General features: G+C 62.1%; 16 protein-coding genes. 12 read left to right on the top strand and 4 right to left on the bottom strand.

What is annotated here, in order from left to right:
- Nucleotides 1-168 precede the first annotated feature (168 nt).
- Both LB556_RS02695 and LB556_RS02690 read left to right on the top strand, forming a co-directional pair.
- Entirely contained in the window at nucleotides 169-468 is a 300-nt protein-coding gene (locus tag LB556_RS02695) for a HigA family addiction module antitoxin (RefSeq protein ID WP_224563133.1), read from the top strand.
- An 80-nt stretch (nucleotides 469-548) separates the two neighbouring features.
- Nucleotides 549-1301, top strand: coding sequence for a DUF502 domain-containing protein (locus LB556_RS02690; RefSeq protein WP_224563131.1), 753 nt, complete (start codon nucleotides 549-551; stop codon nucleotides 1299-1301).
- On the opposite strand, the gene recG is transcribed toward LB556_RS02690, so the two are convergent.
- On the bottom strand, nucleotides 1253-3361 hold the full coding sequence (gene recG, locus LB556_RS02685) for an ATP-dependent DNA helicase RecG (protein WP_224563129.1): 2109 nt from the start codon (nucleotides 3359-3361) through the stop codon (nucleotides 1253-1255). The genes LB556_RS02690 and recG overlap by 49 nt on opposite strands.
- A 92-nt stretch (nucleotides 3362-3453) precedes the next feature.
- Between recG and LB556_RS02680 the strand changes: the two genes are divergently transcribed.
- The 5 genes from LB556_RS02680 (at nucleotide 3454) to LB556_RS02660 (ending at nucleotide 9772) form a co-directional block, all read left to right on the top strand.
- Nucleotides 3454-3741 carry a succinate dehydrogenase assembly factor 2 gene (locus LB556_RS02680; protein WP_224563126.1) on the top strand — a complete coding sequence of 96 codons (288 nt, stop codon included), beginning with the start codon at nucleotides 3454-3456 and terminating at the stop codon, nucleotides 3739-3741.
- Between the two features lie 70 nt (nucleotides 3742-3811).
- Nucleotides 3812-7309, top strand: a complete 3498-nt coding sequence (gene mfd / locus LB556_RS02675) for a transcription-repair coupling factor (RefSeq protein WP_224563124.1) — start codon at nucleotides 3812-3814, stop codon at nucleotides 7307-7309.
- Between the two features lie 184 nt (nucleotides 7310-7493).
- A complete protein-coding gene (locus LB556_RS02670) occupies nucleotides 7494-7832 on the top strand; it encodes an Mpo1-like protein (protein ID WP_224563123.1) in 339 nt (112 codons plus the stop codon).
- Nucleotides 7829-8206, top strand: a complete 378-nt coding sequence (locus LB556_RS02665) for a DUF3995 domain-containing protein (protein WP_224563121.1) — start codon at nucleotides 7829-7831, stop codon at nucleotides 8204-8206. Before LB556_RS02670 ends, LB556_RS02665 begins: the two co-directional genes overlap by 4 nt.
- Nucleotides 8207-8398: 192 nt before the next feature.
- The gene (locus LB556_RS02660; RefSeq protein ID WP_224563862.1) at nucleotides 8399-9772 is read left to right on the top strand and encodes a class II 3-deoxy-7-phosphoheptulonate synthase; all 1374 of its coding nucleotides are present in this window, start codon (nucleotides 8399-8401) and stop codon (nucleotides 9770-9772) included.
- A 107-nt stretch (nucleotides 9773-9879) separates the two neighbouring features.
- Here the strand turns inward: LB556_RS02660 and LB556_RS02655 are convergent, their stop codons facing one another.
- A complete protein-coding gene (locus LB556_RS02655) occupies nucleotides 9880-10950 on the bottom strand; it encodes a GGDEF domain-containing protein (protein ID WP_224563119.1) in 1071 nt (356 codons plus the stop codon).
- Nucleotides 10951-11331: 381 nt separating this feature from the next.
- Here LB556_RS02655 and LB556_RS02650 point away from each other — a divergent pair, with 381 nt between their 5' ends.
- The 3 genes from LB556_RS02650 (at nucleotide 11332) to LB556_RS02640 (ending at nucleotide 12820) form a co-directional block, all read left to right on the top strand.
- Nucleotides 11332-11754: a GFA family protein gene (locus LB556_RS02650; RefSeq protein WP_224563108.1), complete on the top strand. Its 423-nt coding sequence runs from the start codon at nucleotides 11332-11334 to the stop codon at nucleotides 11752-11754.
- A gap of 78 nt (nucleotides 11755-11832) precedes the next feature.
- Nucleotides 11833-12192: a diacylglycerol kinase gene (locus LB556_RS02645; protein ID WP_224563106.1), complete on the top strand. Its 360-nt coding sequence runs from the start codon at nucleotides 11833-11835 to the stop codon at nucleotides 12190-12192.
- Nucleotides 12193-12232: 40 nt separating this feature from the next.
- Nucleotides 12233-12820 carry a hemerythrin domain-containing protein gene (locus LB556_RS02640; protein ID WP_224563104.1) on the top strand — a complete coding sequence of 196 codons (588 nt, stop codon included), beginning with the start codon at nucleotides 12233-12235 and terminating at the stop codon, nucleotides 12818-12820.
- A gap of 45 nt (nucleotides 12821-12865) precedes the next feature.
- On the opposite strand, the gene LB556_RS02635 is transcribed toward LB556_RS02640, so the two are convergent.
- Nucleotides 12866-13453 carry a DedA family protein gene (locus LB556_RS02635; protein WP_224563080.1) on the bottom strand — a complete coding sequence of 196 codons (588 nt, stop codon included), beginning with the start codon at nucleotides 13451-13453 and terminating at the stop codon, nucleotides 12866-12868.
- Nucleotides 13450-14010, bottom strand: a complete 561-nt coding sequence (locus LB556_RS02630; protein WP_224563077.1) for a DUF1003 domain-containing protein — start codon at nucleotides 14008-14010, stop codon at nucleotides 13450-13452. Before LB556_RS02630 ends, LB556_RS02635 begins: the two co-directional genes overlap by 4 nt.
- A gap of 88 nt (nucleotides 14011-14098) precedes the next feature.
- Here LB556_RS02630 and LB556_RS02625 point away from each other — a divergent pair, with 88 nt between their 5' ends.
- A complete protein-coding gene (locus tag LB556_RS02625; protein WP_224563075.1) occupies nucleotides 14099-14815 on the top strand; it encodes a DNA-3-methyladenine glycosylase I in 717 nt (238 codons plus the stop codon).
- 64 nt (nucleotides 14816-14879) lie between these two features.
- On the top strand, nucleotides 14880-16556 hold the full coding sequence (locus LB556_RS02620; protein WP_224563072.1) for an NAD+ synthase: 1677 nt from the start codon (nucleotides 14880-14882) through the stop codon (nucleotides 16554-16556).
- Nucleotides 16557-16561: the final 5 nt, after the last annotated feature.

The raw sequence follows: 16561 nt of genomic DNA, 5'->3' as shown, positions 1-16561 counted from the left end.
GTCGGATTTGGTTGGTCGTGGCGAACGTCGTCTTCGCGCGATTGCCAATGCTGCCCAGCTGAATGACCTTCGATCGCCGCCCGGCAACCATCTGGAAGCCCTGAAAGGGAGTCGCGTTGGGCAATATTCAACGGGCACTTGCCCTGAACCCTTGAGGAGTCCTCAACCATGCTCAAGTTCGCACGTCCAGTTCATCCTGGAGAATTCCTGCGTGAAGAATATCTCGTCCCGCTCGGCATGAGTGCAGGCGCGCTGGCGAAAGAGCTCAATCTTCCGCGCACCCGTATTGAACGCATTGCCAAAGAGGAAATCGGCTTGACTCCCGACACGGCCCTTCGCCTCGCCAGGTTTTTCAACACCACGCCTGAATTCTGGATGAATTTTCAGCAGGCTTACGAGCTTGAGACCGAGGCGAAGAAGCTGGCGCCGGAACTTGAGAAGATCGCGCCTCTGGAAGCAGCCGCATAGCAGGACCTTTAAAAACTTAGCAGTTCCAAAGCGTCTTCCGGTTCACTAGTGTCGAGCCGCAACCCGCGCCCCGGTGAACCATGTCAGACGCTCCCAGGACTTCCGGCATGACCCGGCTGAGGAACTATTTCCTCACGGGCTTCATCGTCTGCGCGCCGCTGGCGATCACCGCCTATATCGCCTGGTCCTTCATCGGCTGGGTCGATTCCTGGGTCAAACCCTATATTCCGGCGCGTTACAGCCCCGACACCTACCTGCCGTTCCCGGTTCCCGGATTCGGGCTGATCGTCGCGCTGATCCTGATCACGCTGATCGGTTTCCTTGCTGCCAACATTGTCGGCCGCGCCATTGTCGGTTTCGGCGAGCGCCTGCTTGGCCGCATGCCGCTGGTGCGCGGCATCTATGGCTCGCTGAAGCAGATTTTCGAGACCGTGCTGTCGAACAAAGGGGACATGTTCCGTCAGGTCGGGCTGGTCGAATATCCACGCAAGGGCGTGTGGTCGCTGGTGTTTGTCGCCAGCGAGAAGGAAACCGAGATCAATCAGAAACTCGATCAGGAAGGCGATCCGCTGATCGCGGTGTTCATGCCTTGCACGCCGAACCCGACGACCGGTTTCCTGATGTATGTGCTGAAGTCTGACATCGTGCTGCTCGACATGACGATCGAGGACGGCGCCAAGCTGATCGTGTCGGCCGGGCTGGTGGCGCCGGAAGTGAAAACCAAGATAGTGACGTTGAATGGCGAGCCGATCAACGGAACCATGGCCAACCCGCGGCTAGGACCTCACCCGGCGCGCAAAAGCCGCGCCGCCTCGTCGCGCCCGAACAAATAAAGCAGCAGGCGCAGGGCCTCGCCGCGGTCGGACTGCAGCTCCGGATCGCGCGACAGGATGAGCCTGGCGTCGTCTCGGGCGGCTTCGAGAAGGTCGGCATGCGCCTCGATGCGCGCCACCTGGAAACCCGGCGTGCCGGACTGGCGGGTGCCGAGCAATTCGCCTTCGCCGCGCAATTTCAGGTCCTCCTCGGCGATCAGGAAGCCGTCCTCTGTGTCACGCATCACCGACAGCCGGCGTTTGGCGGTTTCGCCAAGCGGGTCCTTGTAGAGCAGCACGCAGGACGATGGCTTGTCGCCGCGCCCGACCCGGCCGCGCAGCTGGTGCAACTGGGCGAGGCCGAAGCGCTCGGCATGTTCGATGACCATGATGGTGGCGTCGGGAACGTCGACGCCGACTTCGATCACCGTGGTGGCGATCAGGATGCGCGTCTCGCCTTGCTTGAAGGCGCGCATCGCCTCGTCCTTCTCGGCACCCTTCATGCGGCCATGGACAAGGCCGATGCGATCGTCGAACAGCGGCTTCAGCGAGGCGAAACGATCCTCGGCCGACATCAGTTTTATCTCTTCGGATTCCTCGACCAGCGGGCAGATCCAGTAGATCTTCTGGCCATCCGCAACGGCATCGAGCATGCGGCCGACCAGTTCGTCGAGCCGTTCGAGCGGCAGCGTGACGGTGCGGATCGGCTGGCGGCCAGCCGGCTTTTCCGTCAGCTTCGACACATCCATGTCGCCGAAGGCGGTCAGCACCAGCGTGCGCGGGATGGGGGTCGCGGTCATCACCAGCATGTCGGGCGCGTCGCCTTTCGCGGTGATGGCAAGGCGCTGGTGGACGCCGAAGCGGTGCTGTTCGTCGATCACAGCGAAGACGAGGTCGTGGAAGGTGACCGTTTCCTGAAACAGTGCGTGGGTCCCGACGACGATGTCGATCTCGCCGCTGGCAAGACCAGCCAACGTTTCGGCTCGCTCGCGGCCCTTTTCACGGCCGGTCAGGATGGCGACGCGCAAGCCGACCTTGGCCGCAAGCGGGGTGATCGTCGCCAGATGCTGGCGTGCCAGGATGTCGGTCGGAGCCATCAGCGCGGCCTGACCGCCGGCCTCGACGGCGCGTGCCATGGCAAGCAGCGCCACCACCGTCTTGCCCGAGCCGACATCGCCCTGCAGCAGCCGCAGCATGCGCTCGGGGTCAGCGAGATCCGCATTGATTTCGGCGAGCGCGAATTCCTGCGAGGGAGTGAGCGAATAGGGAAGGGCTGTACGCAATTTCTCGACGATGCGGTCATCGCCGATCAAGGGGCGGCCTGACAGGCGTCGTACCTTTGCCCGCACCAGGGCCAGCGAGACCTGGCCGGCGAGCAATTCGTCATAGGCGAGGCGGCGCCATGCAGGTCCTTCGACCGCGACATCGATGGGGTCCGCGGGATAGTGGATGCGGGTCAGCGCGTCGCCGAAGGACATAAAGCTCTGCCGGCGCATGAAGGCGCCATCCTGCCATTCCGGCAGTTCCGGCAGGCGGCCGAGCGCCTGGCCGATCGCACGGCGCAGAACCTTGCCCGACAGCCCTGCCGTCAACGGATAGACGGGCTCGACCAGCGGCAGGTTCTCGGCGTCGCTGGCCAGTGCGATATGGTCGGGATGGACCATCGACGGGCGGCCGTTGAACCATTCCATGCGGCCGGAAACGATAACATGTTCGCCCGCTGGCATCGCCTTTTCGAGATAGGCGGCATGGGCGTGGAAGAAAGTCAGTGCGATTTCACCCGTGTCGTCATGGGCGTAGACCCGGTACGGCACCGACCTGTTGCCACGCGGCGGCGGCTGGTGGCGGTCGATCCGTACGTCCAGCGTGACGATGGCGCCTTCCGCGGCAAGGGCGATGCCAGGCCGGTTGCGGCGGTCGATGACGGTATGCGGCAGCACGAACAAGAGATCGCCGGCGCGCGCGGCGCGATCGCCGAGATCTGCCGCCACGACCTTCTCGATTAGCCCGCCGACCTTTGGCCCGACGCCGGCAAGCGAGGTGATCGGGACAAACAGCGGATCGAGGATGGAAGGACGCATGATGTCAGCTTATGTCGCGACAGCCGCAGCGCAAGGCTGACACCGCCGACTATCCACGCTATATGCGCCGCTTGAAGCGAGGATGCGGCACAATGACCGGAACGAAACGATCAAGCGAGGGGCTGGACCCTCACCGCCGCAAGCTGTTGTTCCGCTCCTGGCATCGCGGCATGCGCGAGATGGACCTCATCCTCGGCATTTTCGCCGATGCCGAGATCGGCACCTTGACCGCCGAGGAAATCGATCAATATGACAGGCTCCTCGATATTGCCGACACGGAATTCCTGCCGCTGATCACGGGCGAACGCCCGGTGCCGGCGGAGATCGACTGTGCCGTCCTGCAAAAAATCCTGGCGTCCCGCCGGACCATGACATTCTGAACAAAAGCGATTCCAGGAAAAGTGCGAAGCGGTTTTCCGTCCGGAATTGCGATAACAAGACCGTGATTTGATGGCTCTCATTCCCACCATTGGCTTGCCGAAGGGCCGCGCCGGCCAATTCATCGTCGACGGTGTCGCCGATGGCTACGAAGCCTTCGCGCTGGTGCAGACGGCGCTCGAGATCGCACCCGACAAGCCGGTGCTGTTCGTGGCCCGCGACGGCCAGCGCCTGCCTTCCATCATCGAAGCGCTGTCCTTCGTCGCGCCCGGCCTGCCTGTGCTGGAGCTGCCTGCCTGGGACTGTCTGCCATACGACCGCGTGTCGCCTGGTTCCGATGCCGCCGCCAAGCGTCTCGATGCGCTGACCGCCATGATCGCACTGGCGAAGAAACCGCACCGTGCCGTTATTCTGACCACCGCCAATGCGCTGCTGCAGCGCATCCCGCCCGCCGAGCTTGTCGAGGCGCAAACCTTCCATGCGAGGCCCGGTAACCAGATCGACATGAATGCGCTGATCGCGCGGCTGGAGACGTCGGGATTCGAGCGTGTGCCGACCGTGCGCGGAATCGGTGAATTCGCGGTGCGCGGCGGCATTCTCGACCTCTTCGCACCCGGCTGGACCGAGGCGCTGCGCCTTGATTTCTTCGGCGACACGCTGGAATCGATCCGCGTCTTCGACGCCGCCACGCAGCGTACCACCGGCCAGCGCAAGTCGATGGCGCTGCAGGCGATGAGCGAGGTGGCGCTGACACCCGAAACCATCAGCCGTTTCCGCCGCGCCTATATCGAAGCCTTCGGCGCGCCATCGCGCGACGACGGGCTGTACGCGGCGGTCAGCGAGGGGCGGCGCTTCGCCGGCATGGAGCATTGGCTGCCGTTCTTCTACGAGCGGCTGGAGACGGTGTTCGACTACCTGCCCGACGCCCCCGTGGTTTTCGACCATCTGGCGCATGAGGCGCTTGCCGAACGCCATACGCTGATCCTCGACCACTACGAGGCGCGCAAAAAGCAGGCTGACGGGGCGCTCAAGGACGCGGTACCCTACAAACCAGTTGCACCGGACCTGCTCTATCTCTCGCCGGAGAATCTCAAGGCTTCGCTCGGGCAGCGGGAGGACATCGACTTTACCGTGTTCGATGCGCCCGATTTGGGCGGTAAGAAAGTCTTCCACGCCGGCTCGCGCCATGGCCGCAGCTTCGTGGAGGAGCGAGCCGATCCGAACGTCAATGTCTTCGATGTCGTCGTCCGGCACATTGCCGACGAGCGTGCGGCGCGCCGCCGGGTCGTCATCGCCGGTTGGACCGAAGGCTCGCTCGACCGGCTTGGCCAGATCCTGGCCGAGCACCATCTCGGCAATCTCAAACAGGTCGAAACGCTGGCGGAGGCGGAACAGCTCGAGCCGGGGCAGGCGGCCTTGGCGGTTTTGCCGCTGGAATCCGGCTTTGAGACTGAAAAGCTGGTTGTTGTCGCCGAGCAGGATATTCTGGGCGACCGGCTGATCCGGCGCTCGAAGCGCAAGAAGCGCGCTTCCGATTTCATTGCCGAGGCCTCGGCCTTGTCGGCCGGCGACATTGTCGTCCATACCGATCATGGCATTGGCCGCTTCATCGGCCTGCGCACCATCGAAGCGGTCGGCGCGCCGCATGACTGCCTGGAAATCCACTATGCCGGCGACGACCGGCTGTTCCTGCCGGTGGAAAACATCGAACTGCTGTCGCGCTACGGCTCCGACACAGCCGAGGCGACGCTGGACAAGCTTGGCGGCGGCGCCTGGCAGTCGCGCAAGGCCAGGCTGAAGCGGCGCCTGCTCGACATGGCCGGGCAGTTGATCCGCATCGCCGCCGAGCGGCAGATGCGCGCCGCACCGGCGCTGGTGCCGGCCGAGGGCCTCTATGACGAGTTTGCCGCCCGTTTCCCCTACGAGGAGACGGATGACCAGCAGACGGCGATCGACTCGGTGCGCGACGACCTTGGCGCCGGCAAGCCGATGGACCGGCTGATCTGCGGTGACGTCGGCTTTGGCAAGACCGAAGTGGCGCTGCGCGCCGCCTTCATCGCGGCGATGGAAGGGTTTCAGGTCGCGGTGGTGGTGCCGACGACGCTGTTGTCGCGCCAGCACTTCAAGACATTCTCGCAGCGTTTCTCGGGGCTGCCGATCCGTGTCGCCCAGGCCTCGCGGCTGGTCGGTGCCAAGGAACTCGCCGAGACGAAGAAGGCCTTGGCCGAGGGCCAGGTCGATATCGTGGTCGGCACCCATGCGTTGCTTGGGTCCTCGATATCGTTCAAGAACCTTGGCTTGCTGATCATCGACGAGGAGCAGCATTTTGGCGTCAAGCACAAGGAGCGGCTCAAGGACCTGAAGACCGACGTCCACGTCCTGACGCTGTCGGCGACACCCATTCCGCGTACCCTCCAATTGGCCCTCACCGGCGTGCGCGAACTGTCGCTGATCGCCACGCCGCCGGTCGACCGCATGGCGGTGCGGACCTTCATCTCGCCCTTCGATCCGCTGGTCATCCGCGAAACGCTGCTTCGGGAGCGCTATCGCGGCGGGCATTCCTTCTACGTGGTGCCGCGCATCAGCGATCTCGCTGAGATCCACGATTTCCTGAAGGAATCTGTTCCTGAACTGAAAATCGCCGTGGCGCATGGCCAGATGCCGCCAGGCGAACTCGACGACATCATGAACGCCTTCTACGACGGCCAGTACGATGTGCTTCTGTCGACCACCATCGTCGAATCGGGCCTCGACATCCCGACCGCCAACACGCTGATCATCCATCGCGCCGACATGTTCGGCCTGTCGCAGCTCTACCAGTTGCGCGGCCGCGTCGGTCGCTCGAAGGTGCGCGCCTATGCGCTGTTCACGCTGCCGGCCAATCGCAAGCTCACTGACACGGCCGAGCGTCGGCTGAAGGTGCTGCAATCGCTGGACACGCTGGGTGCCGGCTTCCAACTCGCCAGCCACGATCTTGACATCCGTGGCGCCGGCAATCTTCTGGGTGAAGAGCAATCCGGCCACATCAAGGAGGTCGGCTTCGAGCTCTACCAGCAGATGCTGGAGGAGGCGGTGGCCGAGGTGAAGGATTCCGGCGAGGTCCAGGACGGCGGCTGGTCGCCGCAGATCGCCGTCGGCACGGCAGTGATGATCCCGGAAGGCTATGTGCCGGATCTGCAGCTCAGGCTGGCGCTTTACCGCCGCCTCGGCGATCTCGAAACCACCGAGGAGATCGACGCTTTCGGGGCCGAGCTGATCGACCGTTTCGGGCCGCTGCCGGAGGAGGTGAAGCATCTCCTGAAGATCGTCTTCATCAAGGCGCTCTGCCGCAAGGCCAATGTCGAGAAGCTCGATGCCGGGCCGAAGGGCGTCGTCCTTCATTTCCGCAAGCGCGAATTCCCCAACCCCGTCGGGCTGGTCAAGTTCATCGGCGAGCAGGGTTCACTGGCCAAGATCAGGCCGGATCACAGCGTGGTCTTCGCGCGTGACTGGCCGACGCCAGAGAAGCGGCTGGCGGGCTCGGCGGTGGTGATGACGCAACTGGCGCGGCTGGTGGAGAAAGCGGCTTAGACTTAGAGCGGTTAGCCCTTTCAGAGAAGGGAAGGCGCTGGCCAACAGCACCATGTCTAAACGGGACAGTAACCGAGGGCGCAAGGATTGGCGCCCTCCCGGCATGTGCGACGATTGGAGCCATTGAAATATTGGGTCCAAAGGGTCAAATGGCCTTGCAACTCATCGCTGAACGGGGAAGTCCATGAACCCGCAGACATTCGATGAATACTGGCTTGGCTATCTTGCCGGCCATTCAAAACCTTCGACCCGGTTTATCCACTATATCGGTCTGTTTTTCGCGCCGATCGCCGGGGTCGCTGCGTCTTTTCTTGTCGTCTGGTGGGCTTTTCTGGTAATCATTCCGTTGTTTTATCTCGCTGCCCTGCTCACCCATCCTTTGCTTGAGCACAATAGCAACAAGCCGTTCGCGGACCGGCCTTTGTGGAGCGCCATCGCGCTGCTGCGCATGCTTGCGCTCGACTCGACGGGTGGGCTTGGCCGCCAGCTCAAGCGTCTGAACGACGTCGCCCGACAGGCATGACGGTAGCGGTCATCGCCTTCTGCACGGCGCTGCTGCTGCTTGGTTCCGGCTTTCATATCTATTGGGGTTTCGGTGGCCGCATCGGCGCCGGCGTCGCGCTCCCGCAACGTGAGGACGGCACTCCGGCTGTCAAGGAAACGGCCTTTGGCGCCATGGCGGTTGGGTTGATCCTGGCGTTGGTGCTTCTGCTGATTCTTGGCTTCGCCGGCATGGTCCGTTTGCCGCTGTCGCAACAGGTGCTCAAGGCAGGCATCATCTTGTGGGCCGCCGTCTTCACCGGGCGGGCGTTCAGTTGGTCCCGGTATTTCGGATTGTTCAAGCGAGTCAGGACCACACGTTTTGCCCGCTATGATAGCTGGTTCTACAGCCCGTGATGTTTGCTGCTGGGGCTGAGTTTTTTCTATCTCGCCCTGTCTCAGGTGGCAGAGTGAGCCGCCTGACTCATTCGCCAGCACCGAAATTCCGGTCTAGAATAGGAATTCGGCTTCGTGTATGGAGCCGCCAACCCATATAGGGGCGGAAATGGCGGGCGAGGGTGCTCGCCGGAAAGAGCGTTGGGTGCAGCGATGACGAAATGGTCGCCGAATTCTTGGAGAGCAAAGCCGATCAAGCAGGTTCCCGCCTATCCGGACCTTGCCGCTCTGAAGTCCACGGAAGCCCAACTCGCCACCTTTCCACCGCTGGTTTTCGCCGGCGAGGCCCGCAAGCTGAAGAAGCAATTGGCGGCCGTTGCCGCCGGCGAAGCCTTCCTGCTCCAGGGAGGCGATTGCGCCGAGAGTTTCGCCGAACATGGCGCCGACAACATCCGCGACTTCTTCCGCGTCTTCCTGCAGATGTCGGTCGTACTGACTTTTGCCGGCGCGCAGCCGGTGGTGAAGGTTGGTCGCGTCGCTGGCCAGTTCGCCAAGCCGCGCTCGTCCGACAACGAAACCAAGGGCGGCGTGACGCTGCCGAGCTATCGCGGCGACATCATCAACGGCATCGAATTCGACGCGAAATCGCGCATTCCCGATCCCGCCCGGCAGGAGATGGCCTACCGCCAGTCGGCGGCGACGCTCAACCTTCTGCGTGCCTTCGCGCAGGGCGGCTATGCCAGCCTGGAGAACGTGCATCGCTGGATGCTCGGCTTCGTGTCCGACAGCCCGCAGGGTGAAAAATACGAGTCGCTGGCCAATCGCATCACCGAAACGATGGACTTCATGCGCGCGGTCGGCATCACGTCCGAGACCAATTTCGCGCTGCGCGAAACCGACTTCTACACCAGCCACGAAGCACTGCTGCTCGGCTACGAAGAAGCGCTGACCCGTGTCGATTCAACCTCGGGCGACTGGTACGCGACGTCGGGTCACATGATCTGGATCGGCGACCGCACGCGTCAACCCGACCACGCGCACGTCGAATATTGCCGAGGCATCAAGAACCCGCTCGGCCTGAAATGCGGTCCGTCGCTGACGCCTGACGGCTTGCTGGAGCTGATCGACCTGCTGAACCCCGAAAACGAGCCGGGGCGGCTGACGCTGATCGCACGTTTCGGTTCCGACAAGGTTGCCGACCATCTGCCGAAGCTGGTGCGCGCGGTGCAGAGGGAGGGCCGCAGCGTGGTCTGGTCGTCGGACCCGATGCACGGCAACACGATCGAGGCCGCCGGTTACAAGACGCGGCCTTTCGACCGTATCCTGAAGGAGGTGCAAACTTTCTTCGAGGTGCATCGCGCCGAAGGCACCCATCCGGGCGGCATCCATGTCGAGATGACCGGCAAGAACGTCACCGAATGCACCGGTGGCGCGCGCGCCATCACGGCCGAGGAGTTGCAGGACCGCTACCACACCCATTGCGACCCGCGCCTCAATGCCGACCAGGCGATCGAACTGGCCTTCCTGGTCTCGGACCTGCTGAAGAAGAGCCATCCGGTGCAGCACAAGCAGGCCGCGAACGGCTGAGCCCGGCCAATTGGACTGGTGGAGAAAGGCGCCCGCGGACTCGGCGCCTTGTCCATTTTCAGCTTTTGGGTTTTGCCTTCGGCGGCGCAACCTATAAAGCGAGGGCTTCAGTCTTTCTTGTAGAGCAGCCAGCTCTTGCCGGCGCGCCCGGCCATGGCCGAATGCCTGGTAACGCGATTGCGCCCGCTGACCTTCGAGCGATAAAGCGCCCGATCCGCCTTGGTGTAGAGGTCTTCGGGGCCGTCCGCCTCGGACGCCATGCAGATACCCATCGATACCGTCACGGTGCCGTAATTGATGCCGGTCTGGCTGCTGGTGAACGGCGTCTGCTCGATCAGGGCGCGAATGCGTTCCGCGATCTGGTAGGTCGCGTCCTCGCTGGCGCCCTCGACGATCAGCGCGAACTCCTCGCCGCCGGTGCGGGCGACGAACATGTCGCCGCGAATGCTGGTCTGGAAAATCTCGGCGATGATCTGGATGATCTTGTCGCCGACGGGATGGCCGTGGCGGTCATTGATGTCCTTGAACCGATCGATGTCGACAAGGATCAGGGCGTTGAACAGGATACCCTTGTTGCTGTTGTAGATCCTGGTGATTTCCTTGTCGAAGGCACGACGGTTCCAGATCTGGGTCAATGGATCCGTATCGGCCAGCCGCTTGTATTCCTCGAGCTTGGACTTGACGCTTTCGAGCTCGGCCGTCTTGTCGCTGAGCGTCGAGGCGATCTGCCGGCCGTGATCGATGGTCGAATTGGTCGCGATCGTCATTGCGTTGGCGATCTTTTGCAGAAGATCCTGGGAGAGCAGGCTGCGGTTGCTCAGGCCGCTCGAGGTCTCATCGAGGATTCTGCCGTATTTTTCGATGTGGCTGCGCTCGCTGCGCAGGAGCGATGCGACTTCTTCGAGTTCTCGGGCGATGACGTCCCTGGCATGCTCGACGATGCCCGGGCCATGGTTGTGGGCAAAAAAGGCGCGCCCGATCTGATCCAACTCGTCCTGCGTAGGCCGATTGCTCAGCGACACGACGGCGAGGCTGAGTTCACGGTTGGTGCCGTTCAAGGCCTCATAGAAAATCTCGTAGTTGCGTGGCACGCCCAGTACCCCAAGCTGGCGCATTGTCGCGACAACGGTGGCTGCGATATCGGTACTTCGTTCGGTCGGGGCTGCTGCTGGCTGCATGTCTGGTTAACTCCCCCTCGGATCCCGGCGCGGAATTCGCGGGTCCATTGATCGCCGACCTGGGGAGCGTTACCCATGCTCCAGAAAGCCTTGTGAAGACGCGCGTCCCCACCGCACTTCTTGCCGGGAGATCATAGTTGCGGCAGCGCTAAAGTTTCCTTAATTCGCACGGCTTCCACAGATTTTTCTGCCTGCGGCTGTAGAAGCGTTTTTTGTATGCCATCCCGACAACTCTTGGAATCGAAACTCGCGGCGTGCCGCTGCAAAAATGAAACGACTTTTCGAATTCGTCACGCCAATCGATGTCGTATTTGCTTGCGCGCAGCGGCCGCGAAGCTGGAATCCTGACAACGATGCAGGACGTCTTCGAGGAGTGTCGAAATGAGCGACAACCACCAGGGATCATGTCTGTGCGGAGCTGTCCGCTTCCGGACAAATGGGGCGCTGCGCGGCGTTGTCTACTGCCATTGTTCGCAGTGCAGGAAACAAAGCGGGCATTTCTATGCCGCGACCAATGTTGCCGATGCCGACATCTTGATCGAAGGCACGGAAAGCATCACCTGGTACGAGGCATCGTCTTCCGCCAGACGTGGTTTTTGCAAGACATGCGGATCGCTGCTGTTCTGGAAGCCGCGTGACGACGCTTATGTCTCGGTCCTGGCGGGATCGTTTGACGCTCCGACAAGCCTGCAGGGTCAATGCCATATCTTCATCGGCGACAAGGGCGACTACTATTCGGTCGACGACGCGCTGCCGCAATTCGAAAAGTCGACGCCATCGATCAAGGTGCCGTCGGGCGAATGAACTTTGCGCGGGACGCCTTATTCCCTTGATCGGGCCATTGCTTTATCCCGTGCCGGTGACTCGGAGAGGGATTTGGGCATGCAGCGGCTGATCGATGCTTTTATCAATTCGGTGCGGGCATTTCGCAAGCTTGCGGTCAGCGAGAAGGCCTTCCAGCAGGAACTGATGCTGCTGGCGCTGGCATTGCCCGCCGGCTGGTTCATCTCAATGTCATGGCGCGGCTACGCGCTGCTGATCGGCGCCGTGCTCCTCTTGATCATGGTCGAAGTGCTGAACACCGGCATCGAGGCGGCGTGCGACGCGATTTCTCGTGAATTCCACATAGAAATCCAGCTCGCCAAGGATTGCGGCTCGCTGGCGGTGCTGATTTCGGTGGTGATTGCCGGCGGCGTGTGGGGCATCGCTCTGATCGAGCGCATGACAGGGGTGCCGATCTGAGACATTGATCCCTATATGACAGTCACCAACGGAGACCGTCATGACAGGGTCCACGAATTCCTCGCTTCTCGAACGCCCGGGCCTGCCGGAAGACCTGCGCTGGCTGGCCGAAAAGTATCCGCGCGAGATCTGGCAGGGTCACGCGAATATTCACGGCGTGGCCAAAATGTGGCTGCAGCGGCACGACATGTTCCGCGAACTTGGCGGCATGCTGAGCGGCGGTATTGGCGACTATCGCGAAGGCAGGCTGACAGCGCCCGATTTCGCGCGGTGGTTCACGCCGCGCCTCAACCATTTCCTCGGCAATCTCGATGGTCACCACAATGTCGAGGACTACCAATATTTCCCGGTTTTCGCCAAGGCCGAGCCCCGCCTGAAACGCGGCTTCGACATTCTCGATGCCGATCACCACGCGATCCACGAAGGGCTGGAGCGCAATGCGGAAGCAGCGAATGCCTTCATCCGTACACTTCAGGAGAGTGAGGACAAGCAGCGCTTCGCCGCCGATGCCTATGCCGACGAAAACAGCAGGCTGATCGCCATGCTGACCCGTCATCTCGCCGACGAGGAGGATCTGATCATCCCGCTCATTCTTGATCGCGGCGATCGGGCGCTCGAAATAGACTGACGCATGTCGTCTGAAAGCACGCCGCAATTCTGGCAGGCGAAGATTTCAGCTTTCCCGGGCGCGCTCTCGTTTGGCGATGTGACGGGCGATGAACCAGGCAATGATGGCAACGGCCAGACCAATGGCCAGACCGATGAACAGTCGCTCGTGGTGTGCCAGTGCCTTGCCGATGAGCTGTTCGGCGCCCAGTCCGAAGAAATAGCCAAGGGTGCTGAACAGAACCGCCCAGATCACCGACGAGATGGCGTTGAGGATGACGAAGCGCGGCGCCGGGATGGTTGAAAGGCCGGCCGCGATGCCGCCGACCAGGCGCATGCCGTAGATATAGCGGTTCGACAGTACGAAGATGTTGGGATGGGTGTTGAGCAGGCGGTAGGCGCGGCGGAAGCCGGGCCGCCGGCGCAGCCTGACGACATGGCGATTGTCTGCGAAACTCCTGCCCAGGATGAAGAAGAAGGTGTCGCCGGCGAAGGCGCCCAGCGCTGCCGCGACGAAAGCATGCCACAGCACGAAAACATGCTGGTGGGCGAAGAATCCCCCCAAGATCGCGGCACTTTCGCCTTCGGCCACGCAACCGAGAAAAACCGCCAACAACCCGTACTGTTCGATGAAATGGTGGATCGCCTCGGTCATGACGCCGACTGCGGTGACAGTCTTTCATCGATCCGCCTGACCATTTCCGCCAGCCGCACGATCTCGTCGCGCATGCCGATGATCTGGCCGTGGCGCAGTTCGTCCATTTTTTCATGCAGCGCCATGATCTCGATCTCGGCCTTCAGGTTGACCTCGTAGTCGTGGGCGGCATCGATGCGGTCGCGCTCGGTCTGGCGGTTCTGCGCCATCATGATGACCGGCGCCTGCAAGGCGGCGACCATCGACAGCACGAGGTTGAGGAAGATGAACGGGTAGGGGTCGAATGCATCGCGCGACAACAGCCAGACATTGCCTGATGTCCAGACGATCAGGAAAGCGATGAAGGTCAGGATGAAGGACCAGGAGCCACCGATGCGGGCGATCGTGTCGGCAAGCCGGTCGCCAAAGGTCTGGTGGAAAGCGACTGCCTTGTTGGTGTCCCGAGTGATGGTGGTATGCTCGATAGTGCTTTGCAGCACCCGGCTTTCCAGTTGGCTCAATCCATCCGGCTTTCGCTTCAGCCAGCGGTTCGCCAGATCGTCGATCGTCTTGTTCATGGCCGTCTCCAAAGGACTTCGCTGCGCTAGAGGTAGAGGCTGCCGGCCGGGGCGGGAAGTGCTAGATTGAGGCGAACCGAGGGGACCGATGGCCGATTTCAAGAAAATTCGCGCTCGCGCGGCAAAGCGCAAGGGCGGTGAGGCGGAACTGACCTCCCTGTTGGGGCCGACACCGGACAATGCGGCGGTGGCCGACATCACCGATGACCGCATCCTCTCGACGATGGCCGAGCGCGTCTTCGCCGCCGGATTCGTCTGGAGGGTCATCGAGCAGAAATGGCCTGGATTCGAGGAGGCGTTCCTGCGCTTCGAGCCCAAGCGGCTGTTGTTTCAGCCTGACGATTTCTGGCATGATCTGGCTTCCGACCAGCGCATCGTACGCAATCCGCAGAAGATCAAATCCGTTCGCGACAACGCCGCTTTCGTCGAACGCGTGTCCAGGGAACATGACGGGTTCGGCAATTTTCTCGCCGAATGGCCCGCCGGCGACCAGGTCGGGTTGATGGCCTATCTGGGCAAGCATGGCAGCCGGCTCGGCGGCAACACCGGCCAGTATTTCCTGCGCTGGCTGGGTTGGGATGCTTTCATCATTTCGGCCGACATGGCGGCAGCCCTTCGCGACGCGGGCCTCGACATCGCCGAAAATCCGACGTCGAAGAAGGATCTCGACAAGATCCAGATCCAGATCAACCGATGGGCCGATGAGACAGGCTTGCCGCGCCGGCACCTGTCGCGAATCCTGGCGATGTCGATCGGCGAAAACCACTCTGCGCAATCGTTGCGCGACTATATGGGCAGCGATTGACGGTCTCGATTGGTCCAAATGAACGCCATTGCGGGGCGGATTTTGCCGCGCTAAGTCAGCAGGCATGACCAAGAAGCTCGACATACTGCGTATCGCCATTGCCCAGCTCAACCCGACCGTAGGTGACGTCGCAGGCAACCTCGCCAAAGCGCGCGAGGCAAGGGCCGATGCTGCCCGCCAGGGGGCCGATCTCGTGCTCTACACCGAGCTTTTCCTTGCCGGTTATCCGCCGGAGGATCTGGTGCTGAAGCCGGCCTTCCTGAAGGCTTGCGAGCGGGCGGCCGAGGATTTTGCCAAGGATACCGCCGATGGCGGTCCGGGTGTCGTCATCGGCACGCCACTGAAGCGCAAGAGCGGCACGCATAATTCCATCGTCTTCGCCGATGGCGGCAAGATCATCGCCGAGCGCTACAAGATCGACCTGCCGAATTACGGCGAGTTCGACGAGAAACGCGTCTTCCAGGCCGGGCCCGAGATCCAGGGGCCGGTCAACTTCCGTGGCGTGCGCATCGGAATTCCGATCTGTGAGGACATCTGGGGCGACGTCGGGGTCTGCGAGACGCTGGCCGAAAGCGGCGCGGAAATCCTGCTGGTGCCGAACGGCTCGCCCTACTACCGCGCCAAGATCGATGTTCGCCACCAGGTCGTCATCAAGCAAGTCATCGAGAGTGGATTGCCGATGATCTACGCCAACCAGCTCGGCGGCCAGGACGAGCTGATTTTCGACGGCGCCTCTTTCGCCATCGGTGCCGACAAGACGCTCGCCTTCCAGATGAGCCAGTTCGAGGAGGCGGTCGACGTCACCACCTGGAAGCGGCGGGATAACGGCTGGGTCTGTTCGGAAGGACCGATGTCGAAAATCCCGGACAAGGAGGAGGCAGACTACCGCGCCTGCATGCTGGGCCTGCGCGACTACGTCAACAAGAACGGCTTCAAGAACGTCGTGCTCGGCCTGTCCGGCGGCATCGATTCGGCGATCTGTGCCGCCCTTGCGGTCGACGCGCTCGGCGAGGAACGGTTGCGTGCCGTCATGATGCCTTATCGCTACACCTCGAAGGACTCCCTCAAGGATGCCGAGGACTGCGCCCGTGCGCTTGGCTGCCGTTACGACATCGTGCCGATCTTCGAGCCGGTCGAAGGATTTTTGCACGCGCTGACGCAGTTGTTCGAAGGCACCAAGGAAGGCATCACCGAGGAGAATTTGCAGAGCCGTGCGCGCGGCACCATCCTGATGGCGATCTCCAACAAGTTCGGCTCGATGGTCGTCACCACGGGCAACAAGAGCGAGATGTCGGTCGGCTACGCCACGCTCTATGGCGACATGAACGGCGGCTTCAATCCGATCAAGGACCTTTACAAGATGCAGGTCTATGCACTGTCGCGCTGGCGCAACAGCCATGTGCCGCCGGGCGCGCTCGGGCCTTCGGGGGAGGTGATCCCGAAGAACATAATCGACAAGGCGCCGTCGGCGGAATTGCGCGAAAACCAGACCGACCAGGATTCGCTGCCGCCCTATCCGGTGCTGGACGATATCCTCGAATGCCTGGTCGAGAACGAGATGGGCGTCGACGACATCGTCGCGCGCGGTCATGACCGGGCGACGGTGACGCGCATCGAGCACTTGCTCTACATCGCCGAATACAAGCGCCGGCAGGCGGCGCCGGGTGTAAAGATCACCAGGAAGAATTTTGGCCGCGACCGCCGCTATCCCATCACCAACCGTTTCAGGGATCGTGGATAGCAGCC

Source organism: Mesorhizobium sp. ES1-4 (assembly GCF_020164745.1).
In the GTDB taxonomy this organism is placed as follows: domain Bacteria; phylum Pseudomonadota; class Alphaproteobacteria; order Rhizobiales; family Rhizobiaceae; genus Mesorhizobium.
Note: the sequence above shows the minus strand (reverse complement) of the source record. Positions and strands in the feature narration are given on the sequence as shown.